At 64.5% G+C, this 18878-nt stretch carries 21 protein-coding genes and 1 tRNA gene; 6 read left to right on the top strand and 16 right to left on the bottom strand.

Annotated features, from left to right (window positions below; translation table 11 throughout):
• Positions 1 to 159 precede the first annotated feature (159 nt).
• Positions 160 to 1254, top strand: coding sequence for a hypothetical protein (locus tag C7451_RS01250; RefSeq protein ID WP_110297153.1), 1095 nt, complete (start codon positions 160 to 162; stop codon positions 1252 to 1254).
• On the opposite strand, the gene C7451_RS01245 is transcribed toward C7451_RS01250, so the two are convergent.
• The 14 genes from C7451_RS01245 to gspI all read right to left on the bottom strand — a co-directional run bounded on the left by C7451_RS01245 (position 1232) and on the right by gspI (position 12501).
• Entirely contained in the window at positions 1232 to 1531 is a 300-nt protein-coding gene (locus C7451_RS01245; RefSeq protein WP_110297152.1) for a putative quinol monooxygenase, read from the bottom strand. The two genes, C7451_RS01250 and C7451_RS01245, sit on opposite strands and share 23 nt — an antisense overlap.
• Positions 1532 to 1543: 12 nt before the next feature.
• On the bottom strand, positions 1544 to 3517 hold the full coding sequence (locus tag C7451_RS01240; RefSeq protein ID WP_244181476.1) for a potassium transporter Kup: 1974 nt from the start codon (positions 3515 to 3517) through the stop codon (positions 1544 to 1546).
• Between the two features lie 134 nt (positions 3518 to 3651).
• Positions 3652 to 4353, bottom strand: a complete 702-nt coding sequence (locus tag C7451_RS01235; protein ID WP_110297151.1) for a tetratricopeptide repeat protein — start codon at positions 4351 to 4353, stop codon at positions 3652 to 3654.
• Positions 4353 to 4745: a cytochrome c-type biogenesis protein gene (locus C7451_RS01230; RefSeq protein WP_110297150.1), complete on the bottom strand. Its 393-nt coding sequence runs from the start codon at positions 4743 to 4745 to the stop codon at positions 4353 to 4355. Before C7451_RS01230 ends, C7451_RS01235 begins: the two co-directional genes overlap by 1 nt.
• 239 nt (positions 4746 to 4984) lie before the next feature.
• Positions 4985 to 5512: a DsbE family thiol:disulfide interchange protein gene (locus C7451_RS01225; RefSeq protein ID WP_110297149.1), complete on the bottom strand. Its 528-nt coding sequence runs from the start codon at positions 5510 to 5512 to the stop codon at positions 4985 to 4987.
• 13 nt (positions 5513 to 5525) lie between these two features.
• The gene (locus C7451_RS01220) at positions 5526 to 7508 is read right to left on the bottom strand and encodes a heme lyase CcmF/NrfE family subunit (RefSeq protein WP_110297148.1); all 1983 of its coding nucleotides are present in this window, start codon (positions 7506 to 7508) and stop codon (positions 5526 to 5528) included.
• On the bottom strand, positions 7505 to 7957 hold the full coding sequence (gene ccmE / locus C7451_RS01215) for a cytochrome c maturation protein CcmE (protein ID WP_110297147.1): 453 nt from the start codon (positions 7955 to 7957) through the stop codon (positions 7505 to 7507). The genes C7451_RS01220 and ccmE overlap by 4 nt, the downstream gene beginning before the upstream one ends.
• 16 nt (positions 7958 to 7973) lie before the next feature.
• Positions 7974 to 8102 carry a hypothetical protein gene (locus C7451_RS20370; protein WP_279629481.1) on the bottom strand — a complete coding sequence of 43 codons (129 nt, stop codon included), beginning with the start codon at positions 8100 to 8102 and terminating at the stop codon, positions 7974 to 7976.
• Positions 8099 to 8830 (bottom strand): heme ABC transporter permease CcmC, encoded by a 732-nt coding sequence (gene ccmC / locus C7451_RS01210; RefSeq protein WP_110297146.1) that lies wholly within the window; start codon positions 8828 to 8830, stop codon positions 8099 to 8101. Before ccmC ends, C7451_RS20370 begins: the two co-directional genes overlap by 4 nt.
• Positions 8831 to 9061: 231 nt before the next feature.
• A complete protein-coding gene (locus C7451_RS01205; RefSeq protein WP_110297145.1) occupies positions 9062 to 10129 on the bottom strand; it encodes a Leu/Phe/Val dehydrogenase in 1068 nt (355 codons plus the stop codon).
• 66 nt (positions 10130 to 10195) lie between these two features.
• Positions 10196 to 10272 (bottom strand) — tRNA-His (locus tag C7451_RS01200).
• A gap of 161 nt (positions 10273 to 10433) precedes the next feature.
• Positions 10434 to 11432, bottom strand: a complete 999-nt coding sequence (gene gspK, locus C7451_RS01195; RefSeq protein ID WP_244181475.1) for a type II secretion system minor pseudopilin GspK — start codon at positions 11430 to 11432, stop codon at positions 10434 to 10436.
• Positions 11429 to 12127 (bottom strand): type II secretion system minor pseudopilin GspJ, encoded by a 699-nt coding sequence (gene gspJ, locus C7451_RS01190; protein WP_279629480.1) that lies wholly within the window; start codon positions 12125 to 12127, stop codon positions 11429 to 11431. The genes gspK and gspJ overlap by 4 nt, the downstream gene beginning before the upstream one ends.
• The gene (gene gspI / locus C7451_RS01185; RefSeq protein ID WP_110297143.1) at positions 12124 to 12501 is read right to left on the bottom strand and encodes a type II secretion system minor pseudopilin GspI; all 378 of its coding nucleotides are present in this window, start codon (positions 12499 to 12501) and stop codon (positions 12124 to 12126) included. The genes gspJ and gspI overlap by 4 nt, the downstream gene beginning before the upstream one ends.
• Before the next feature lie 114 nt (positions 12502 to 12615).
• Between gspI and C7451_RS01180 the strand changes: the two genes are divergently transcribed.
• The 5 genes from C7451_RS01180 to C7451_RS01160 are packed head-to-tail and all read left to right on the top strand — an operon-like array spanning position 12616 to position 16840.
• On the top strand, positions 12616 to 13260 hold the full coding sequence (locus tag C7451_RS01180; protein WP_110297142.1) for a prolyl hydroxylase family protein: 645 nt from the start codon (positions 12616 to 12618) through the stop codon (positions 13258 to 13260).
• Positions 13260 to 14483, top strand: coding sequence for an NRAMP family divalent metal transporter (locus tag C7451_RS01175; RefSeq protein WP_208625112.1), 1224 nt, complete (start codon positions 13260 to 13262; stop codon positions 14481 to 14483). Before C7451_RS01180 ends, C7451_RS01175 begins: the two co-directional genes overlap by 1 nt.
• A complete protein-coding gene (pxpA, locus tag C7451_RS01170; protein ID WP_167398388.1) occupies positions 14480 to 15268 on the top strand; it encodes a 5-oxoprolinase subunit PxpA in 789 nt (262 codons plus the stop codon). The genes C7451_RS01175 and pxpA overlap by 4 nt, the downstream gene beginning before the upstream one ends.
• On the top strand, positions 15243 to 15902 hold the full coding sequence (locus C7451_RS01165; RefSeq protein ID WP_110297139.1) for a 5-oxoprolinase subunit B family protein: 660 nt from the start codon (positions 15243 to 15245) through the stop codon (positions 15900 to 15902). The genes pxpA and C7451_RS01165 overlap by 26 nt, the downstream gene beginning before the upstream one ends.
• The gene (locus tag C7451_RS01160; protein ID WP_110297138.1) at positions 15899 to 16840 is read left to right on the top strand and encodes a 5-oxoprolinase subunit C family protein; all 942 of its coding nucleotides are present in this window, start codon (positions 15899 to 15901) and stop codon (positions 16838 to 16840) included. Before C7451_RS01165 ends, C7451_RS01160 begins: the two co-directional genes overlap by 4 nt.
• On the opposite strand, the gene C7451_RS01155 is transcribed toward C7451_RS01160, so the two are convergent.
• Positions 16841 to 17476 carry a glutathione S-transferase family protein gene (locus C7451_RS01155; RefSeq protein WP_110297137.1) on the bottom strand — a complete coding sequence of 212 codons (636 nt, stop codon included), beginning with the start codon at positions 17474 to 17476 and terminating at the stop codon, positions 16841 to 16843.
• Positions 17477 to 17517: 41 nt separating this feature from the next.
• A complete protein-coding gene (locus tag C7451_RS01150) occupies positions 17518 to 18828 on the bottom strand; it encodes a serine hydrolase domain-containing protein (RefSeq protein ID WP_110297136.1) in 1311 nt (436 codons plus the stop codon).
• Positions 18829 to 18878: the final 50 nt, after the last annotated feature.

Raw genomic sequence — 18878 nt, 5'->3', positions numbered from 1 at the left:
GGCGCGAAGCGATTTTCCGACGCCGGCGTAGCTTGCGATCATCTCCGGTTAACCCGATCTAGAAATTTCCGTGTCAGAAGACGAGCATCGCACCTGCCGTTTCCGCCATGTCGGCGGGAGGGTGGGCGGAGCCAGCCAGCATATCCAGGGCATCAGGGCATGAAGGATCTCAAGACCTCCGGCGATACCTCCGCGTTCGAATTGCCTGCCTCGCTCGACGCGCAAGGCAGGCTTACCGCTGCCTGCGCCGCCGAGGCACTGGCGAGGATGGAACAGCATGGCCTCGTCATCCTCACCAACCTGTTGTCCGAAGCCGAAGCCGATACCGGGCTCGCCTTGATCCGCGAGACGATCGAGGATCCGGACCGCCAGCGCTGCGCCTTTGCCAGCGAGACCGACAACCGCTACGTGCGCCGCGATTTCTGCTCGCTGCCCGCAACCCCGCGCGTGACCGATTTCGTCGCGACGCTCGCCCAGCGGCTCGAAGCCGTGCTCTCGCATTATTGCAAGCCTTCGCATCCGCTGCTCGAGGTCACCACGCTGACCAGCTATTGCGGTTCGTCGCATCAATATGTGCATCGCGACCCCAGCGGCGTCATCAGTCTGTTCGCGGCGGTGGAGGATGTCTCCGAGCAGCAGGGCGGGACAGTGTTCGTCCCCGGGACGCAGCTGTTCGATGGCGCCGCGCCCAAGCATGACGACAATGCGCTGGAGCGGATGGAGCTGTTCCGCCTCCGGTGCAACGGGCGCATCCTTCGGCATAATCTCGCCAAGCTATGGTCGATGCGCCGCGATGCAACCGCCCCGCTGGCCCCCGGCGAATTTCGCGACAGGGTGTTTTCGCGCATATGGGACGAGCACCAGCCCAATCTGCTGCGCTTTGTGCTGGGCAAGAATTCGCAGTTCAGCTTGCGTTCGCTGAGCCCCTCCCGATTGTGGAACCTGTACCGTCATGGCGAGAAGCTCGAACGCCAGTTCCAGCTATTGTCGACCGCGCCGCGCAAGGGCACGGTTATCCTCTACCAGAGCGACATGCTGCACGCCGGACCCGACAACCGGTCCATGCATCCCCGGCGACTGTTCAGCATGAGCTTAGCGCGGGAAGACATCTCGGCGAAGCGCTGGCACGATGGCTATTCACCGCACCCCAGCCTGATCGCGCAGCCGCTGAACCTTTCTGACCTGCTGACTCCTCGCCGTGATCGCGAGCAGACCGCAGAGCCGCAAGCGCCTATAAGGAGCGCGATCCGCTGACCTCATAGGCCGTGATCGTGCGGTCATGAATGCCGTGGGCCGCGCTGGCAGCCCGCCATTCGGCCATGTGCGCGCTGGTGGCATGCGCCTGGAGCGCATCCTCGTCCTGCCAGGCCTCGCTCACCCTCACGAGACCAGGCTCCACGACATCATGCGAGAACGCATAATGGCTGCAGCCGGGCTCGGCGCGGCTCAGTTCGATCATTTTCGCCATGGCGGGTCTGACCGCCTCGAGCTGATCGACTGGAAAGCGGTAAAAGCCTGCAATCACGATCACGCACTGCCCCCTTCAGATTTCCAGCTGGCTGCCCAGTTCGACCACCCGGTTCGACGGCAGGTTGAAGAATTCCATCGGACTGGCCGAGTTGCGCAGCATCCATGCGAAGATCTTCTCGCGCCACACCGGCATGCCAGGCCGTTCGGCGGTCAGCAGCGTCTGGCGCGACAGGAAGAAGCTGGTCTGCAGCATCTCGAACTTGCCGCCGCACAGCTCCTTCACGTCCTTGAGCGCGGCGGGAACATCGGTCGACTGCATGAAGCCGTAGCGCAGCACCATGCGATAGAAGCCATGGCCCAGATCCTCGACCTGGAAGCGGTTGGCGTCGGTCACATAGGGCACTTCCATGATCTGCACGGTCAGGATGACCACGCGCTCGTGGATCACCTTGTTGTGCTTCATGTTGTGCAGCAGCGCTGTCGGCACCCCGGTGGTTGCCGAGGCCATGAAGATCGCCGTACCCTTGACTCGGGTGGCCGAACCCTGGGCGGACTTGACGAAGACCTCGATCGGCAATGCGCTCTCGATCATCGTCTCGCGCATCAGCTTGCGCCCGCGCGCCCAGGTGGTGAGCAGGGTGAAGGTGAAAGCGCCGATGACCAGCGGGAACCAGCCGCCATCGGGAATCTTAGTGGCATTGGCGAGGAAATAGGCGCCGTCCACAACGACGAAGGTGACGATGACGGGCACCGCCATCCACAGCTTCCACTTCCACATCGCGATCAGCAGCACCGCCATCAGGCAGGTGTCGATCAGCATCGCGCCGGTCACCGCAATGCCATAGGCGGCCGCAAGGTTGCTCGAGCTCTGGAAGGTCAGCACCAGCAGCAGCACGGCCACCATCAGGACCCAGTTGATCAGCGGAATATAGATCTGGCCGCTTTCGGAGGCGCTGGTGTGCTTGATCGACAGGCGCGGAATATAGCCGAGCTGGATCGCCTGGTGCGTGATCGAGAATGCGCCTGAGATCACCGCCTGGCTGGCGATGAAGGTGGCGCAGGTCGCGAGCAGAACCAGCGGCAGGCGCAGCACATCGGGCGCGAGCAGGAAGAACGGGTTCTTGATCGTCTCGGCGGCGACCTCGGGCGACATGCCGATGATCATCGCCCCCTGGCCGAAATAGTTGATCAGCAGCGCAGGCATGACGAAAGCGAACCACGACAGGCGCAGGGGACCGCGACCGAAATGCCCCATGTCCGAATAGAGCGCTTCGGCGCCGGTCACGGCCAGAACGACAGAGCCGAGTGCCAGAAACGCAAACCAGCCATCGTTGATGAAGAAGCGCACCGCATACCAGGGGTTCAGCGCCAGGAGGATCTCAGGATTGAACACGATCTGGTAGACGCCCAGCACCGCGATGGTCGCGAAATACAGGACCATGATCGGCGCGAACAGCGTCCCGATCTTCGCCGTTCCGCGCGACTGGATGAAGAACAGGAACACCAGCAGGCCGACCGCGATCGGCAGCACCAGCGGCTGCAACCCGGGATTGACGACCGTCAGCCCCTCGACCGCCGAAAGCACGGAGATCGCGGGCGTGATCATGCTGTCGCCATAGAACAGAGCTGTAGCGAAAACTCCCAGCAGGATCAGCAACCAGCCATAGCTGGTGCGCCCGATGCTGCGCGAAATCAGCGCGACTAGGGCAAGACTGCCGCCCTGCCCCTTGTTGTCTGCACGCATCAATATGCTGACATACTGGACGCCCACGACCAGCGTCATCGACCAGAAGATCAGGCTGACGACGCCGAAAATATGTTCGCGATCCGGCGTAAGCGGATGATGGCCGGCAAAGGTTTCGCGAAAGGCGTAGATCGGGCTGGTGCCGATATCGCCAAACACGATGCCAATGGCGCCGAAGGCCAGCAAGGCGACCGAGCTGCTCCTGGCATGGTCATGCCCGGCCTGCTGGTCGATCTGCTCTCCGGCAACGGCACAGGCTGCCGGCTGCGCTGCGGATGCGTCTGAAGGTGAATCGCTTATCATCGGGCAATATGCGGGCGCTGCGGACCTTGCGATCGAACAGCGCTCATCGTCCCCTTTCGCCTATCGCCCCTCGGGCAATGGCTGGCGGATTAGCATGGTGCATGATGCGGTGCAATAAAATCGCAAAATCGCGATTATGGCTTGTTTTCAGAGGGTTGCACTGGTTCGGCGACAGGCGGAACCGATCCGGGCATGCCCGGAGCAGGCGCCCCGCTCTGTTGCGCGATCAATGCATCAAGCCTGGCGAGTCGTCCGGTCAGGTCTTCCCGCCATTCGGCATCGGCTGGTGACCGCTCCAGCAGCTCGGCCCAGATGCTCCGTGCCTGCTGCAGTTGACCAGAGGTCGCCAGCGCAAGGCCCAGGAAAAAGGGCGGTGCCGGATGATCGGGGGAGAGCGACGCAGCCTTCTGATAGGCATATTGCGAGGCAGGCGTGAGCAGGCCGTTGCTGTGCCCGACCAGCGCATTGCCGAGCGCGACCCACAAGTCGGGGTCCTCGGGAAAAGTCTCGAGCCCCTTGCTGAGCGCGGTCGCGGCGGTCGCGAACTTGCCCTGGCGGCTCTGCGCGTCGGCCAGCACCAGCCAGGCGCGGGCATCACCGAAATTGCCGCCCATCTCGTCGCGCTGCTTGGCGAGGTCCTCGTCGAACATGCCGAGCTTCTCGACGGGCTCCTTGGGCGATCCGGCGAGCGAGGGCTGGCCCTGCCAGGCATAGCCGGCAATGCCGATGAACAGCGCAGCCCCGGCCAGTTCCCAGGCCTTGCGCGGCATCTTGCCGAGCCAGATGAGGCCGACCATGATCAGCGCTGCCAGCAAGCCCACGACGATCCAGGCCATCAGATCTTGTCTCCTTGCGCCTTGGCGCGGGTGAAACGCTTGCGCACGATAACGCCGGCGAGCAGCAGCAGCACGATCGGCGCGGCGAACAGCGGCCAGGTGATCGTCGTCACGCGCGGCTCATAGGAGACCCAGTCGCCATAGCGTTCGATCAGCCAGGCCCGAATTGCCTCCGGATCCTCGCCCTTGGCGATCCGCTCGCGCACCTGATGGCGCATATCGCCTGCCATGGCCGCATCGGAATCGGCGATCGACTGACTCTGGCAGGTCAGGCAGCGCAGCGTCAGCATCAGGTCCTGCGCGGCCTTTTCCTTCGCAGGGTCCTCCAGCTGCCTGTAGGCGTAGGGCGCGGGTGGCAGGGAATCTTGGGCTGCTGCCGGCACGGCGAACATAGCGAGCAGGAGGAAGGCTAACCACCTCACCGAGTTCCCGAGCCCCTCGGCTGGCTGCCAAGGCAGCCGCTCGGGATAAACTTCTCGGCTTTGCCGAGAAGTCGAGGGACGTATGCGAAGAGGGTTGCGATCACGTCCCTCGACTTCAGCCAAAGGCTGAAGTTTATCCTGAGCGACGCCGACAGGCGGCGTCGAAGGGCTCGGGATAAACGGGGGTTGGGCGCAGTCCGGCCTTGCCATCACTGCGCTTCCTTCAGCTTCTGCAGGATCATCGGCACCTGGTCGGCGCGGATTTCGCCGATATGCTGATAGGTGATGATGCCCTTGCCGTTGATCACGAACGTTTCGGGCACGCCCGAAGAGCCGAGATCGAACTGGATCTTGCTGACATCGTCGCGCCCGATCCGCGTATAGGGATTGCCGTGACGCGCCAGGAATTGCTGCACGTCCGGGGTGCGATCACGGATGGCGACGCCATCGATCTCCACGCCTGCCCTGGCCAGCTGGGCCAGGACCGGGGCCTCGGCAATGCACGGCACGCACCAGCTGGCGAAAACATTGAGCAGCTTGGGCTTGCCGCCCGTAAAATCCGCCCTGGCGAGCGCTGGACGATCGGGTACCGCCTGGGGCAGATCGAAATCGGGCAGCGGCTTGCCGATCATCTGCGATGCGATGGTGCGATCGCCGGGCGCAATCAGCCCTGATGCGAACACCGCGAACAGCAGGCCGAACAGCGCCAGCGGAAGCCAGATGGCCCAATGTTTCATGACTGTACCAGCTTCATGCGAGCGCTTCCTGGCCTCCGGAAGCGGGCCTGGGTGCGGCAGGTTCGCTTGTCGGCTCCAGCTCGGGCTCCCCCTTGCGGCGCAGGTCGCGCGCAGTGCGGCCGACCAGCGACAGCACTCCGCCGAGCCCTATGAGCAGGCCACCATACCAGATCAGCGGCACGAACGGCTTCCACCACAGGCGAAGCTGCCAGCGACCATCATCGCCCTCTTCGCCCAGCACCGCATAAAGCTGCCCGTTCCAGCGCGTCAGCAATGCAGCCTCGCTGGTGGCGGTAGGCGGCGAGGCAAACATGCGCGCCTGCGGATTGAGCACCGTCTGCACGTTGCTGTCACCATAGCGTGCGACCAGCCGCGCCTCGAGCGCCGTCCAGTTGGCACCGGCAATCGGGCGCACACCCTGCAATTCGATGGTCCAGGGGCCCACGGTGTGGCTCTGACCGATCTCGCTCGCCACCAGCCGCTCGGTGTTGAACGCGCTTTCCGAGGCCATTCCCGCAAGCGCCACGGCGATGCCGAAATGCGCGATGACCATGCCCCAGATATGCGCAGGGGTCCTACGCAGGTTGCGCTTCCACAGCGGCAACAGGCTCGCCACGGCGAGACCGGCGGCAAAGACCAGCCCCAGCAGCGGCAGCACGCCGATATCGCCAGCAAAGACCACCGCCAGCGCCAGCGTTGCCGCGGCGACCAGAGCAGGCACCGCGAGCAGGTTGGCGAGCTTGCGGCCATTGTCCTGCCGCCAGCGCATCAGCGGCCCTGCCGCCATGATGACCAGCATCGGGAAGACGAAGATCGCGCTGACCGGATTGAAATAGGGCGGGCCGACCGAAACCTTGGTTCCGAACGCCTCGGTTACCAGCGGGTAGAGCGTACCCATCAGCACGATGCCCAGTATGCCGACCAGCAGCACGTTGTTCATCACCAGCGAGCCTTCGCGGCTGAACAAATGGAATCGCGCGCCTTCCGTCACGGTCGAGGCACGCAGCCCGAACAGCGCGAGCGCGCCGCCGATATAGATGGCGAGCAGCGTCAGGATGAAGCTGCCGCGCTCCGGATCGACCGCGAAGGCATGCACGCTCGTCAGGATGCCCGAGCGCACCAGGAAGGTGCCGACCATCGACATCGAGAAGGCAACCACGGCCAGCATCACCGTCCAGGCCTTGAGCGCACCCCGCGTCGCCAGAACGCTCACCGAATGCAGCAGTGCGGTCGCCGCGAGCCAGGGCATCAGCGAGGCGTTTTCCACTGGGTCCCAGAACCACCAGCCGCCCCAGCCGAGCTCGTAATAGGCCCACCACGAACCTGCAGTGATGCCGAGCGTCAGGAAAATCCACGCGCCCATCACCCAGGGCCGCATCGCGCGGGCGAAGGCGGGGCCGACATCGCGCGTGATCAGCGCGCCAACGGCAAAGGAAAAGGCGATCGAAAGCCCGACATAGCCGATGTAGAGCGTCGGCGGATGGAAGGCGAGACCCGGGTCCTGCAGCAGCGGATTGAGGCCGTTGCCCTCGACCGGCGCGGGGTTCAGCCGCTCGAACGGGTTCGAGGAGAACAGCATGAAGGCATAGAAGCCCAGGCTCACGAAAGCCTGGCCGGCCAGCGTGGCCACCATCGTGCGCTCGTTGAGCCGCCGTTCGAGCAAAGCTACGAAACCGCCTGCCAGCCCCATGACGGTCACCCAGAGCAGCATCGAGCCTTCGTGATTGCCCCAGGCGCCCGCAATCTTGTAGATCAGCGGCTTCAGGCTGTGGCTGTTGGCTGCGACCAGCTTGACCGACAGGTCGGTCCGCAGAAACAGGACAATGAGCAGCGCAAAGGCGGTGGCCACTAGCAGCCCCTGCACGACCGCGATTGGCCGAACGGCACGCAGGAATTCAGCGCCGCGTGCGGTCAGGGCATAGCTGCCGAGCCCCAGCTGCAGGACGGCCAGCGCGGCGGCAAGCCACAGGATCGCAAGCGCGATTTCGGCAATCATGGCTGCTGCACCGTTCCGCCCAGCTTCTTCACATCAGCCTTGGTCATGTCGCGCATCTCGCGCGGCACGTAGTTTTCATCATGCTTGGCGAGCAGGTTGTCGGCAACGAAAAAGCCCGCCTTGTCCATCCGGCCCTCTGCCACCACGCCCGATCCTTCGACGAACAGGTCCGGCGTGATCCCGGTGAAGCGGACCGGAACGGTGCCCTTGCCGTCTTCGACAATGAAATCGATCGTCACGCCATCGGCCTGTTTCCTGACCGAACCCTTTTGCACCATGCCGCCCAGCCGAATGGCCTGGCCGGGTTCGACGCCCTTTTCGGCAATGTCGCCAGGCGTGTAGAAATAGCTCGCCTGATCGCGCAGCGCATAGGCGGCAATCAGCCCGGCAGCCACCAGGCCGACCAGGGCGATGCAGATCAGGACGAGACGCTGGTGCTTGGCTTTCATGGGGTGTGTATCCGGTTCACTTGCGCTTGAGCGCATCCAGCCGCGCTTCGGCACGCTTCAGCGCCATCCAGCAATAGCTGATCAGTCCGGCTGTTCCGGCAATCCCCAGCCCATAGGCCAGGATCACGTAATGCCACTGGGTCATGCTGCTGCCAGCCTCCGCATGCGTGCCTCGATCCGGATGTCGGCGAGCAATGTCCGCATCCGCATCAGCACGATCGCACCGAAGATAAGCGAGAAACCGATCACGGCAATGCCGAGCGGCCACAGAAAGGCGGGATCGATCGCCGACTTGCCGATCGAGATGCTCGCCGGCTGATGCAGGCTGTTCCACCACACCACCGAACGGTTGATGATCGGCACGTTGACCGCGCCCACCAGCCCGAAGATCGCCGCGACGCGCGACGCACCGCCCCGCCCTGCCGCAGCGTCCTTCTGGCTGGCATCGGCAAGCGCCATATAGCCCAGATAAAGGAAGAACAGGACCAGCATCGAGGTCAGCCTTCCGTCCCAGACCCACCAGGTTCCCCAGGTCGGCCGGGCCCAGATCGATCCGGTGGCCAGGCACAGCGCGCAGAAAAACGCCCCGGGCAGCGCCGAGGCGCGCGCAGCGATTCCGGCAAGCGGATGTCGCCAGACAAGTTCCACGAGACTGGCAATGGCGATGCTTGTCCAGCCTGCCATGCCCAGCCAGGCCGCAGGCACATGAATGTACAGGATGCGGACGGTATCACCCATCAAGCGGTCGGCGGGCGCGTTGAACACGCCCAGAAACAGCGCGATCGCGACCATGATAAGGCCCGTGACCATGAACGCCGATGTCAACGGCCGGGCGATGGACAGGAACCGCGTGGGATTGGCAAAACCGTGCATGAGCAAAAGTGCGTCAGCTTTCTACCGCCGAGGCATATCGGCGTCGGCCCTTGTTGCCACGATGCTGCTGCGGCCTCAAGGAAATTTGCGTGCGGATGGGGGGAGGATGCTAATGGGCCTTTGCTCGTCACTCCCGCGAACGCGGGGGTCCCGCTTCTTCGCCAACTCAGAGCCACACAGCGGGATTCCCGCGTTCGCGGGAGTGACGAGAAACCCGAAAGCTATTGGACTTCAACCCCGCCCGATCAGCTTCTGTGCCATCCGGTCGGCGACGGTGGCGGGCGATTCGCCGCTTGTGCGGCTCTCCTGCCAGATGCCGGTCAGGCGCTGCGGAATTCCAGTCAGCCGGGCATGCACCTCCTCGACCTGAGCGGTGCGGCCTTCGGCCTGCGCGAAATACTCGAGCGCGACCGAGATGATGCCGCCAGCGTTGATCACATAATCGGGTGCATAGAGGATGCCGCGGTCGATCAGCATGTCGCCATGGTGCGGCCGGGCAAGCTGGTTATTCGCGCCGCCGGCAACGATGCCGACATTCAGCTTCTCGATGCTTTCCGAATCGAGGATCGCGCCCAGCGCGTTGGGGCTGAACACGTCCGCCTCGACCTGCATGATCTTCTCGGCGCTCACGGTTTCGGCACCCAGTTCATCGGCAAGCCTCTGCGCGCGATCGGCGTTCACATCGGCCAGTGTCAGCTTCGCGCCTTCGGCTGCCAGCAAACGGGCAAGGCCGCCACCAACGCTGCCGGTACCCTGCACAGCAATGCGCACGTCCTTGAGCCGGTCAGTACCCAGCTTGAACGCGACCGCGGCCTTGACGCCGAGGAAAATGCCCTTGGCAGTGAACGGCCCGGGATCGCCTCCGGCCGAGCCTGCATCCTGCACGGGCAGTCCGGATACAAACTTTGTCCGTTGCGAGATAGCGACCATGTCCGCATCGGACATGCCGATATCCTCGGCCGTAACGTAGCGGCCGCCCAGCGCCTCGATCGCATCGCCGAACGCGGCGAGCATTTCGGAGGTCTTGCGGTTGTCGGCATCAGCGAGGATCACCGCCTTGCCGCCGCCCATCGGCAGGCCGGCCATGGCGTTCTTGTAGCTCATGCCGCGCGACAGGCGCAGCGCATCGGTGATGGCGCGGCCCTTGTCGGCATAATGCCAGAAGCGCGTGCCGCCGCCTGCCGGGCCCAGCTTGGTCGAATGAATCGCGATGATCGCCGAAAGCCCCGAGGCGCGGTCGTGCACATATTGCACGGCCTCATGCTCGTCGAAGTCCGGCAGATCCCAATAGCTTTGCACGCGCCCGTCTCTCCAAGGCTGGTCGCGCGGCTGGCCTTTGAAAAAGGCAAGGATTTCAGGAGCAGATGGGGCGACCGATGGGGTTCGAACCCACGACCTCCGGTACCACAAACCGGCGCTCTAACCAACTGAGCTACGGTCGCCACACACTGCTTACGCCACGCGGAGGCGTCCCTTAGGGGCGCGCGGGCGGGATCGTCAAGCGACGAAATCAAGGCGGTCGCTATCTTACAAACCACCCCTTCAATGCAAGGGAAAATGCGGCAAAAAAGCTCTTTGATGAAATTTAATTAGTCAGGCGCGATCAGGGTTCGCCGATGCGGCGGCTGATGATGCGGGCTGGGGTGAGTTGCGCATCGACGAGGCTCGTCTGCCGCCAGCGACTCTCCCCCTGCTGGATGACCAGATCGAGCTCGAACCAGCGCGTGACGATCTGCGGCTGCGATTCGATCTCAGGCCCGAAAGTCTGCGACTGCAGTGCCAATGGCCGCCAGAAATCGGCAATCCGGGCATAGCCCAGCGCCGGGCGTTGCGCGATCAGGCCGCGCGCCCGATCGAGCGGGATCTTGCCGGGGGCCAGCATCATGATCAGCGGTGCCTGTTCGGGCAGAAGCGTATTGACGTTGATCGGCGAGAGAACCGCATCGGGCAGCGTGCAGATCCAGGGCTCAAGCCGCGCAAAGATCTGGGGGGTCATCCCGCGCAGCGCCTGGATCTCGCCCTTGTCGGTCAGCAGCTGTGCCCCTGTTCGATATGGCTGGTCCAGTTGCAGATAGAATTGGTCCTCGGCTCCGGCAGGCAGCGCCGACTGGTCGGTATCGATCCAGTCGGCGAGCGCATCGGCCAGACCGCGCGCCTCATCCGATCCGATGCCCAGTGCCTGCATCAGCCCGGCAAACTGGCCAATGCCCACGGGGCGCGCGGCGAGATCGCCGGGCTTGCCCTCGACTACCGAGTTGAGATTGAAGCAATTGCCGCCATCGCTGACCGTTGCCGTCACGATTGCCCCCGAACCGTCGTCGATCGGAAGGATGTTGGGCTGGCCGATCCAGCCACCGGCATTGACGGTGCGCGCAGGGCTCCGGTCAAGCTGGCGCTTGATCTCGCGTGCAGCAAACTGCTCTGCCCCCAGAGCAGCAAAGCGCGCGCGGTCGCCCGCATCCGCATTGGCAGCCAAGCGCACCGCCAGGTTCACGCGGTCCAGTATCAGCGTGGTGACGATGGCCATCACGGCGACAAGCAGCAGGACGCTCAACAGCGCGATGCCGCGTTCCGACGGTCTGAAATGGCGACGCATGCTCATGCACCGCCGCCTGCAACCAGAAATTCAAGCACCAGCGGCTGGCCAGGATTGCCCTGCTGTACAAGGGTAAGCTCGATCGCAATCGGCAGTTCGTCGGTGCGCTGGGGTCGCCAATCGGCCTGCCATACGCCCTGCCTGTCACGAAAGCGCAGATCTGCCCGCTCGATCCCTTCCAGAACAGCGACGGGAGCGCCCGTCTTCGCGCCATCAGCCCTCGCGGCTACCGCACGGGTCAGACGGCCGTCGCCCAGAGACCATTCGATCCGCTGCAGGCTTGACGATCCCGGTTGCGGGTCGATCTGCGCGATCTGCCGCGAAAAGCCGAGCAGTAGCCCATCGCCGGTCATCAGCGCGACCCGCTCGCCGCCAAGCGCATCGCGCGACGGGCGCGGGAGCATCAGCGTCAGGTCCTGCGCCATGATCGCAGAGAAACGACGAAGGTCGCCCATCTCCTCCAGCCGCACCGCGCTGCGCGCCTCTGCCTCGACGGTCTGGCGCAACAGCACGACCGACGCGGTCGCGATCATCCCGAAAATGAACAGCGCAACCATCATTTCGACCAAGGTGAAACCGGCGCTCTTGCAATCGGAAACCAAACCGTTTTCCGGCGAAAGCCGGAATCCAGGGCGACGTGGTGCAACCTCCCCTCTGGGCTCTGGCTTTGGCCAGAGAACGATCGGGCTATCACCCGTCACAAAACCGGCCTCAGCACGGTGAGCGTCACATCCGGCCCGGTTCCCTGCCTGACCGCAAGGTCGATCCTGAGCATCTCGCCACCTTCCATTGCAGTGGTGTTCCGCCGCCAGGTGAAGCTGCGCCCGGCATTGGTGAGCGAGCCTTCCGCATCACCCAGCGCCGGCGGATTGGGATCGGTCAGCGCCTCCACCGCCAGATTGCGCACCGTGATCTCGCTGTAGAGTCGGCTGTCCAGTTCGGCCGTCTGCATCAGGCTCGCGCCCTGCAGCTTGATCAGCGCCAGCGCCGCGATCGAGAAGACCGCCAGCGCGACCAGCATTTCCAGCAGGCTGAAGCCCGTGTCATGGCGGTGATGGCGGGGGCGGCGCGGCATGACCAGCCATTTAGCCGCCAACACTGCCCTGCGCCAGTCGTTTGCGGCTTGAATCGCCTCCCGATTGGCCGCTATTCGCAAGGCGGGGCATAGGCCGCGAGAGGCATGGGGACAATGAGCGACAGCGAAACAGCAAGCAACCAGTGCAACACCGCCGCGCTGATCAAGGTTCCGGGCATCCAGAAGGTACCGACGCCGCGGATGGAGCTGTACATCCTGCGCAATTTCCTGTCGCCAGACGAATGTGCGCGCTTTGTAGCCAAGATCGATGCAGACCGGCGTCCTTCAACCCTGGCCGACGCCAATGGCGACAATTACTTCCGCACATCCGAAACCTGCGACATGCGCACCGACGACCCCGAGGTCATCGCGCTGGACGAGCGGCTGAGCGCGTTGTCGGGGATCGACCGGCAGTTCGGCGAGACGATGCAGGGCCAGCGCTATGCCGTGGGTCAGGAGTTCAAGGCACATACCGACTATTTCGAGCCGCAGGGCCAGGATTTCCGGCGCTATACCACGGTGGGCGGGCAGCGCACCTGGACGTTCATGATCTATCTCAATGAACCAGGCGCGGGCGGCGCGACCCGGTTCAAGACCATCGGCAAATCCATCCAGCCCGAGATCGGCAAGCTGGTCGCATGGAACAACCGGCGACCCGATGGCAGCTGCAATCCGGCAACCATTCACCATGGCATGAAGGTGCGCGAGGGCACCAAATATGTCATCACCAAATGGTACCGCGAAAGGCCCTGGGGCTAGTGACCCCATGGCGATACAGGCCCGGCCCGGCCATGCTGGTGACGGCGGCCTTTATCGGTCCCGGCACAGTCACCGCTTGCGCCAGTGCCGGTATCGGCTTCGGCTATGCCCTGCTCTGGGCGCTGGTATTCGCGACGCTGGCCACGGCCATCCTACAAGCCATGGCCGCGCGCGTAGCCCTTGTCACAGGCCAGGGCCTGGCAGAGGCGATCCTGTCTGCAGCAGGCAACCCGGCGCTGCGCTGGGTCATGGCCGCGCTGATCTTCGCTTCGCTCGCCATCGGCAATTCCGCCTATCAGGCAGGCAATATCAGCGGCACGGCAGCGGGACTGAAGCTGCTGGGGCTTCACGCCGCACACCCTGCCCTGCTTGCGCTCGCCACAGGCACGCTGGCGGCAATGATGATCCTCATCGGAAAACCGGCCTGGCTGGAAAAACTGCTCATCGCGCTGGTGCTGGCCATGTCGCTGGCCTTTGTCGGCGGATTGGCGGTGATCGAGGTCGACTGGCTCCGCGTGGCCGGCGGTTTACTGCCGCAGCTGCCAGCAGACAGCCTGTTCACCGCGATTGCGCTCATCGGCACCACGGTTGTGCCCTATAACCTGTTTCTGCATGCGGCCTCGGTCCGCGGCAAGTTCGCTGCCGATGCAGAGGGATTGGCAGCGTCGAGACTCGACACCGCGCTTTCCGTGACACTCGGCGGGCTGCTGTCGATGGCCATCGTGATCATGGGCGCTGCGACGGCCAAGCTGACCGCAAGCGGCGCAGGCCCGCTCGACGATATCGCGCTACGGCTGGAGACCCTGTTCGGCGGGGCGGCACGCAGCGTGTTCGCGCTGGGGCTGATTGGCGCAGGCTTCAGTTCCGCGCTCACGGCACCGCTCGCCACCGGCTATGTGCTTGCAGAGATGATCGGCGGCACCGGCGATCCAGATCGGCGCGCGCGCATCTTCAAGGGGACCGCGCTGGCCGTGGTCACCATCGGCACGGTCTTTGCCGTGCTGTCGGTCAATCCCGTCCAGCTGATCCTGATCGCGCAATCGGCCAATGGCCTGCTGCTGCCGATCCTCGCGGCCTTCCTGCTCTGGGTCGCAGCGCGCAAGGCCAGCCTGGGCGAATTCGCCAATGGACCGATCGCCAATATTGCAGGCACGGCGGTCGTGCTGGTCTGTGCCGGGCTCGGCGCGCGGCTGATCCTGCGCTCCGCGGGATTATGGCCATGAACCGATCGATCGACCTCAACGCCGATCTCGGCGAGCAGCCCGAGGAGCAGGCGCGCGACATTGCGCTGATGCGTTCCATATCCAGCTGCAACATCGCGTGCGGCGGCCATGCCGGGGACGGAGCAAGCATGACGGTCATGCTGCGCGCCGCCAAAGCTGCGCGCATCGCGGCAGGCGCACATCCCAGCTATCCCGACCGCCTGGGTTTCGGCCGGGTTTCGCTCGACATGCCGCTGCCCGGGCTGATCGAATCTCTGCTCGAACAGGTGCGCGCGCTTGAAATGGTGGCCGCACGCGAAGGCGTGACGCTCGCACATATCAAGCCGCATGGGATGCTATACAACGATCTGGCCGACCGGCCCGACATGGCGCTTGCGGTCACCGAAGCGCTGCACAGCGCCTTTCCGCGGCTCGCTCTCGTCGGGCTTGCACATTCGGCGAGCGAGGACGCCGCACGCGATGTCGGGGCGCGCTTCATTGCCGAAGGCTTTGTCGATCGCGGCTATACGCCCGCGCGGCGGCTGGTTCCGCGCTCGCAGCCCGGCGCGCTGATTGCCAGCGATGCCGACCGCGCCGCGCAGGCCATCGCCATCGCCACTGGCGAGCCCATCACCGCGAACGACGGCAGCCTGATCCATGTGATGGCGCAAAGCCTGTGCATCCATTCGGACAGTCCGGGCGCCGAACAAACCGCTTTGCGGATCGCAGACGAGATGGCAGTCTTGGGGATCAAGATAAAAGCCCCCGGAGAGCTGCCTGATGACCCAGCCGATCTATTGCGCTGACGACTGGTTGATGATTCAGGACCTGCCACCGGAACGCGTGGCAGTGCTGGCAGCAGCAGCGGACGGCGCAGGCTGGGACAATATCGTGCCGGGGCTCGACAGCCTGTCGCTGGCGTGGAACCCGTCGGAACGCAGCCTCGAACAAGCCCGCGCAGCAGCTGAAGCTCTGGCTGCACATGTGTCGGACAGTCCGCCATCTGCGGCCGTCGCACCTGCGACGCTGCATATCTGCTATGAACAGCCCTGGGCGCATGATGCGGACATCGTCGCCGAACTGCTCGGCATTTCCCCCGATACGCTTCCGCAATGGCATGGCGCGCAGGACTGGCGCGTTGCGATGCTCGGCTTCCAGCCGGGCTTCGCCTATCTCACCTGCGATGCCCGCATTCCCGACATTCCGCGCCTCGCCGACCCGCGGGCACGGGTCGAAGCCGGATCGGTCGGGCTTCTCGGCCAAATTTGCGGGATTTACCCGCATGCCGGACCTGGTGGCTGGCCGATCATCGGGCGGATTGCCGAAACCCTGTTCGATCCGCACGCCGCATCGCCCGCCCTCCTCCAGGCGGGACAGAAGGTTCGGTTCGAGCGGATCGATGCGAACACGCTCGCCACGCGAACGGGAGGCGCTGCATGACGCTCACCGTGCTCAAGGCCGGACTGCAATCGAGCATCCAGGCCGCCCCCTTTCGCGGCCTCCGCAAGCTTGCTGTGCCTTCGGGCGGCGCGGCGGACGGGCTGAGCCTCGCACTCGCCAACCGCCTTGTCGGGCAGCCGCTCGACACTGCCGCGATCGAGATCACGCTCGGCCCGGCGGAATTCCGGGCAGATCGCGCGCTCGCCGTCGCGGTGACCGGCGCACCCTGCCAGGTGCAGATCAATGGCGAGGAGGCCGAACCACACCAGACGCTGCATCTGAACGCTGGTGACACGCTGAGCATCGGACGCGTCTGGGCCGGGTGCCGTGTCTATCTGGCGCTTTCTGCGGCAATCAGGGTACCGGAAGTCCTGGGCACGCGCTCGACCCTGATCGGCGCAGGCTTTGGCGGGCTGAACGGACGCGCGCTGGCGGACGGCGATGTGCTGGCGCTCGGAGAGGACGGCGGCGATACGCCCGCGCTTGTTACCCCGGCCGAGCTGCAGCCGTTTTTCGGCCATGGCTTCGTGCTGCGCGTGGTAGCGGGGCCGGAAAGCGATCGGCTCGCGCTCGGCATGGCCGCACTCGCCCGCAAGCGCTGGCGCGTGTCCTCACGATCCAGCCGCATGGGGCTGAAATTGCAGGGCAATGCGATCGATCTTAACAGCGCCGCGCCGATCAGGAGCGGCGCGGTCTTTCCCGGCATCATCCAGTGCCCGCCCGATGGCCTGCCCTATCTGATCGGCTGCGAGGGCCAGACCACCGGCGGCTATCCGCGTATCGGCCAGGTGATCCGCGCCGACCGGCATCTGATTGGCCAGCTCGCACCAAACGCCACGATGATGCTGGTTCCGGTTCAGCCCGAACAGGCCGAACAGATCCTGCACGAGAAACTGAAGCTCTGGACCGATTGGCTGCCGGGACTGGGGCTTGGCTGATCAGGCCGAAATCGCCGCAAAGATCATCGGCCCACCAATCTCGATCGACTTCTTGTACGCTGGGCGCGCGCGCAGCCGCTCGAGATACGCGACCAGATTGGGCCGCTCGCCGATCTGCTTGCTGGCCGTTGCCACCTCGAGCAGATAGGCCATGTTGATGTCCGCGCCGCTCAGGCGATCACCGACCAGATAGTCATGGCCGGTCACCGCACGCTCGACATGGTCGAGCAGCTTGGTGACTTCCGCGCCCATGAAACCGCCCAGCATCGGACCCAGCCCGCCAAAGCGCGGAGCGAGCGCGGAAAAGATGATCGGGCTCGCCATCGTGCCTTCGGCAAAATGCAGCCATTCGAGATAGGCCGGACGATCCTTGGCGTTCGCCGGAGCCAGTGTCTCGCTGCCGAACCGCTCGATCAGATATTCGATGATCGCGCCCGATTCGACCATGACATGCCCGTCGATGATCAGGGTCGGCGCCTTGGAGAGCGGGTGCACCTCGGCCAGTGCCGGCGGTGCGCGAAAGGTCTGCGAATCGCGCTGGTGGCGCACCATCTCATAAGGCGTTCCCATTTCCTCGAGCAGCCAGATCACGCGGGTGGACCGCGAATATTCCAGATGGTGCAGCACGATGCTCATGGCGTTTCTCTCCAGTCGTTATGTTTTTGGAAGCCTTGGAATCAGTCGGCCGAAGTCATCGTTTCCGGCGCGGCTGCGGGCAGCGGCGCATTGAACCGCGGATCCTTGTCCAGCTCGGTCCAGTCACTGTACGGACGGCCATAGACCTGGTCGAAAAACTCATAGGGCAGTCGGAAGGGTCGGGTCGAACCGCTGTTCCACAGCATCACGATGCCGGTGCGCAATTCGGGATCGAACCACATCACCGCGCGATACCCATTGACGGCACCGCCATGGCCCACCAGCCAGTGCCCGTCATAGATATGGCTGCGCCATCCCTGGCCGTAACCATGGCTGATGATCAGCGAATCCGGTCCGCTGCGCCCGCCCTTGTAAGTGGCAACGCGCGGCCGGTGGATTTCGGTCAGCACGCCGGGGGAGATCACCTGGGGCGCCTGCCCCATCTGGGCTTCCATCCAGCGCGCCAGATCCACGATGTTCGAGCTGACACCCGCCGCCGCAGGCACCCGGAAATAGGCATCGGACAGGGTCTGCACGTTGCGATGGCGATAGGGCCGCGCCCAGTTGGTGGCGCCGGTCAGGTTCGCCATGCCGAGCCCCGCGCTCTTCATGCCGAGCGGCTCGAACAGCATCCGCTCGACCGCCCGGTCATAGGACATGCTGGTTGCGTGAGCGACGATCTCGCTGAACGCGTCATAGGCCACGTTCTGGTAGCTGTGGCAATCGCCCGGCATGCACTGCTGCGGCACGGTGGAGAGCATGTTGCGCAGCATCGGCGCCGGTTCGCCCGATTCCAGCTTGCCATCATAGGCGTTGCGCGACAGCCCCAGGCGGTGCGCCAGCAGATCGGGGATCGCGAGCCGGCGTTCTGCCCCGTCCGCCAGCTTGAGCGTGGTGTTGAACGACGATAGCGGTGCCGACAGGCTCAGCTTGCCCTGCTGCGCGAGCTGATAGGCGAGCGTACCCGCCACGCCCTTGGACACGGAGGCCCAGCGGAAAACGGTCTGCGGCGTCACTGGCAGGCCCGCCTCGCGATCGGCAAAGCCATAGCCGTTGACGAAAGTCAGCCGCCCGTTCTCGACCGCAGCGACAGCGAGCCCCACCATTTCGGGGTCGTGCATCATGCGGGCAATCCGCGCATCGAGAGCAGCGTAATCCACCTTGCCCTGCCAGCGATCCGGTGTGAGCGGCAGATTGGCATCGTCGATCAACGCCGGACTGGCCTGAGCCGCGATGGCCGGAGAGCCGGTCACCACCCCACCCCCGCGCGAAACGCTCATGCCGACGAGCAAGGCTCCTGCGGCAATGCCGCTTGCGGTCCATAGAACAGGACTGCGCAGCCAGTGCTTCATGCTGTCTCCGATGTGTAAATTGCGCCCCGGCTGCAATGCCTTATTGCCAG

It is taken from the genome of Blastomonas natatoria, from assembly GCF_003201955.1.
Taxonomy (GTDB): domain Bacteria; phylum Pseudomonadota; class Alphaproteobacteria; order Sphingomonadales; family Sphingomonadaceae; genus Blastomonas; species Blastomonas natatoria.
This window is presented reverse-complemented; position numbering and strand designations above follow the sequence as displayed.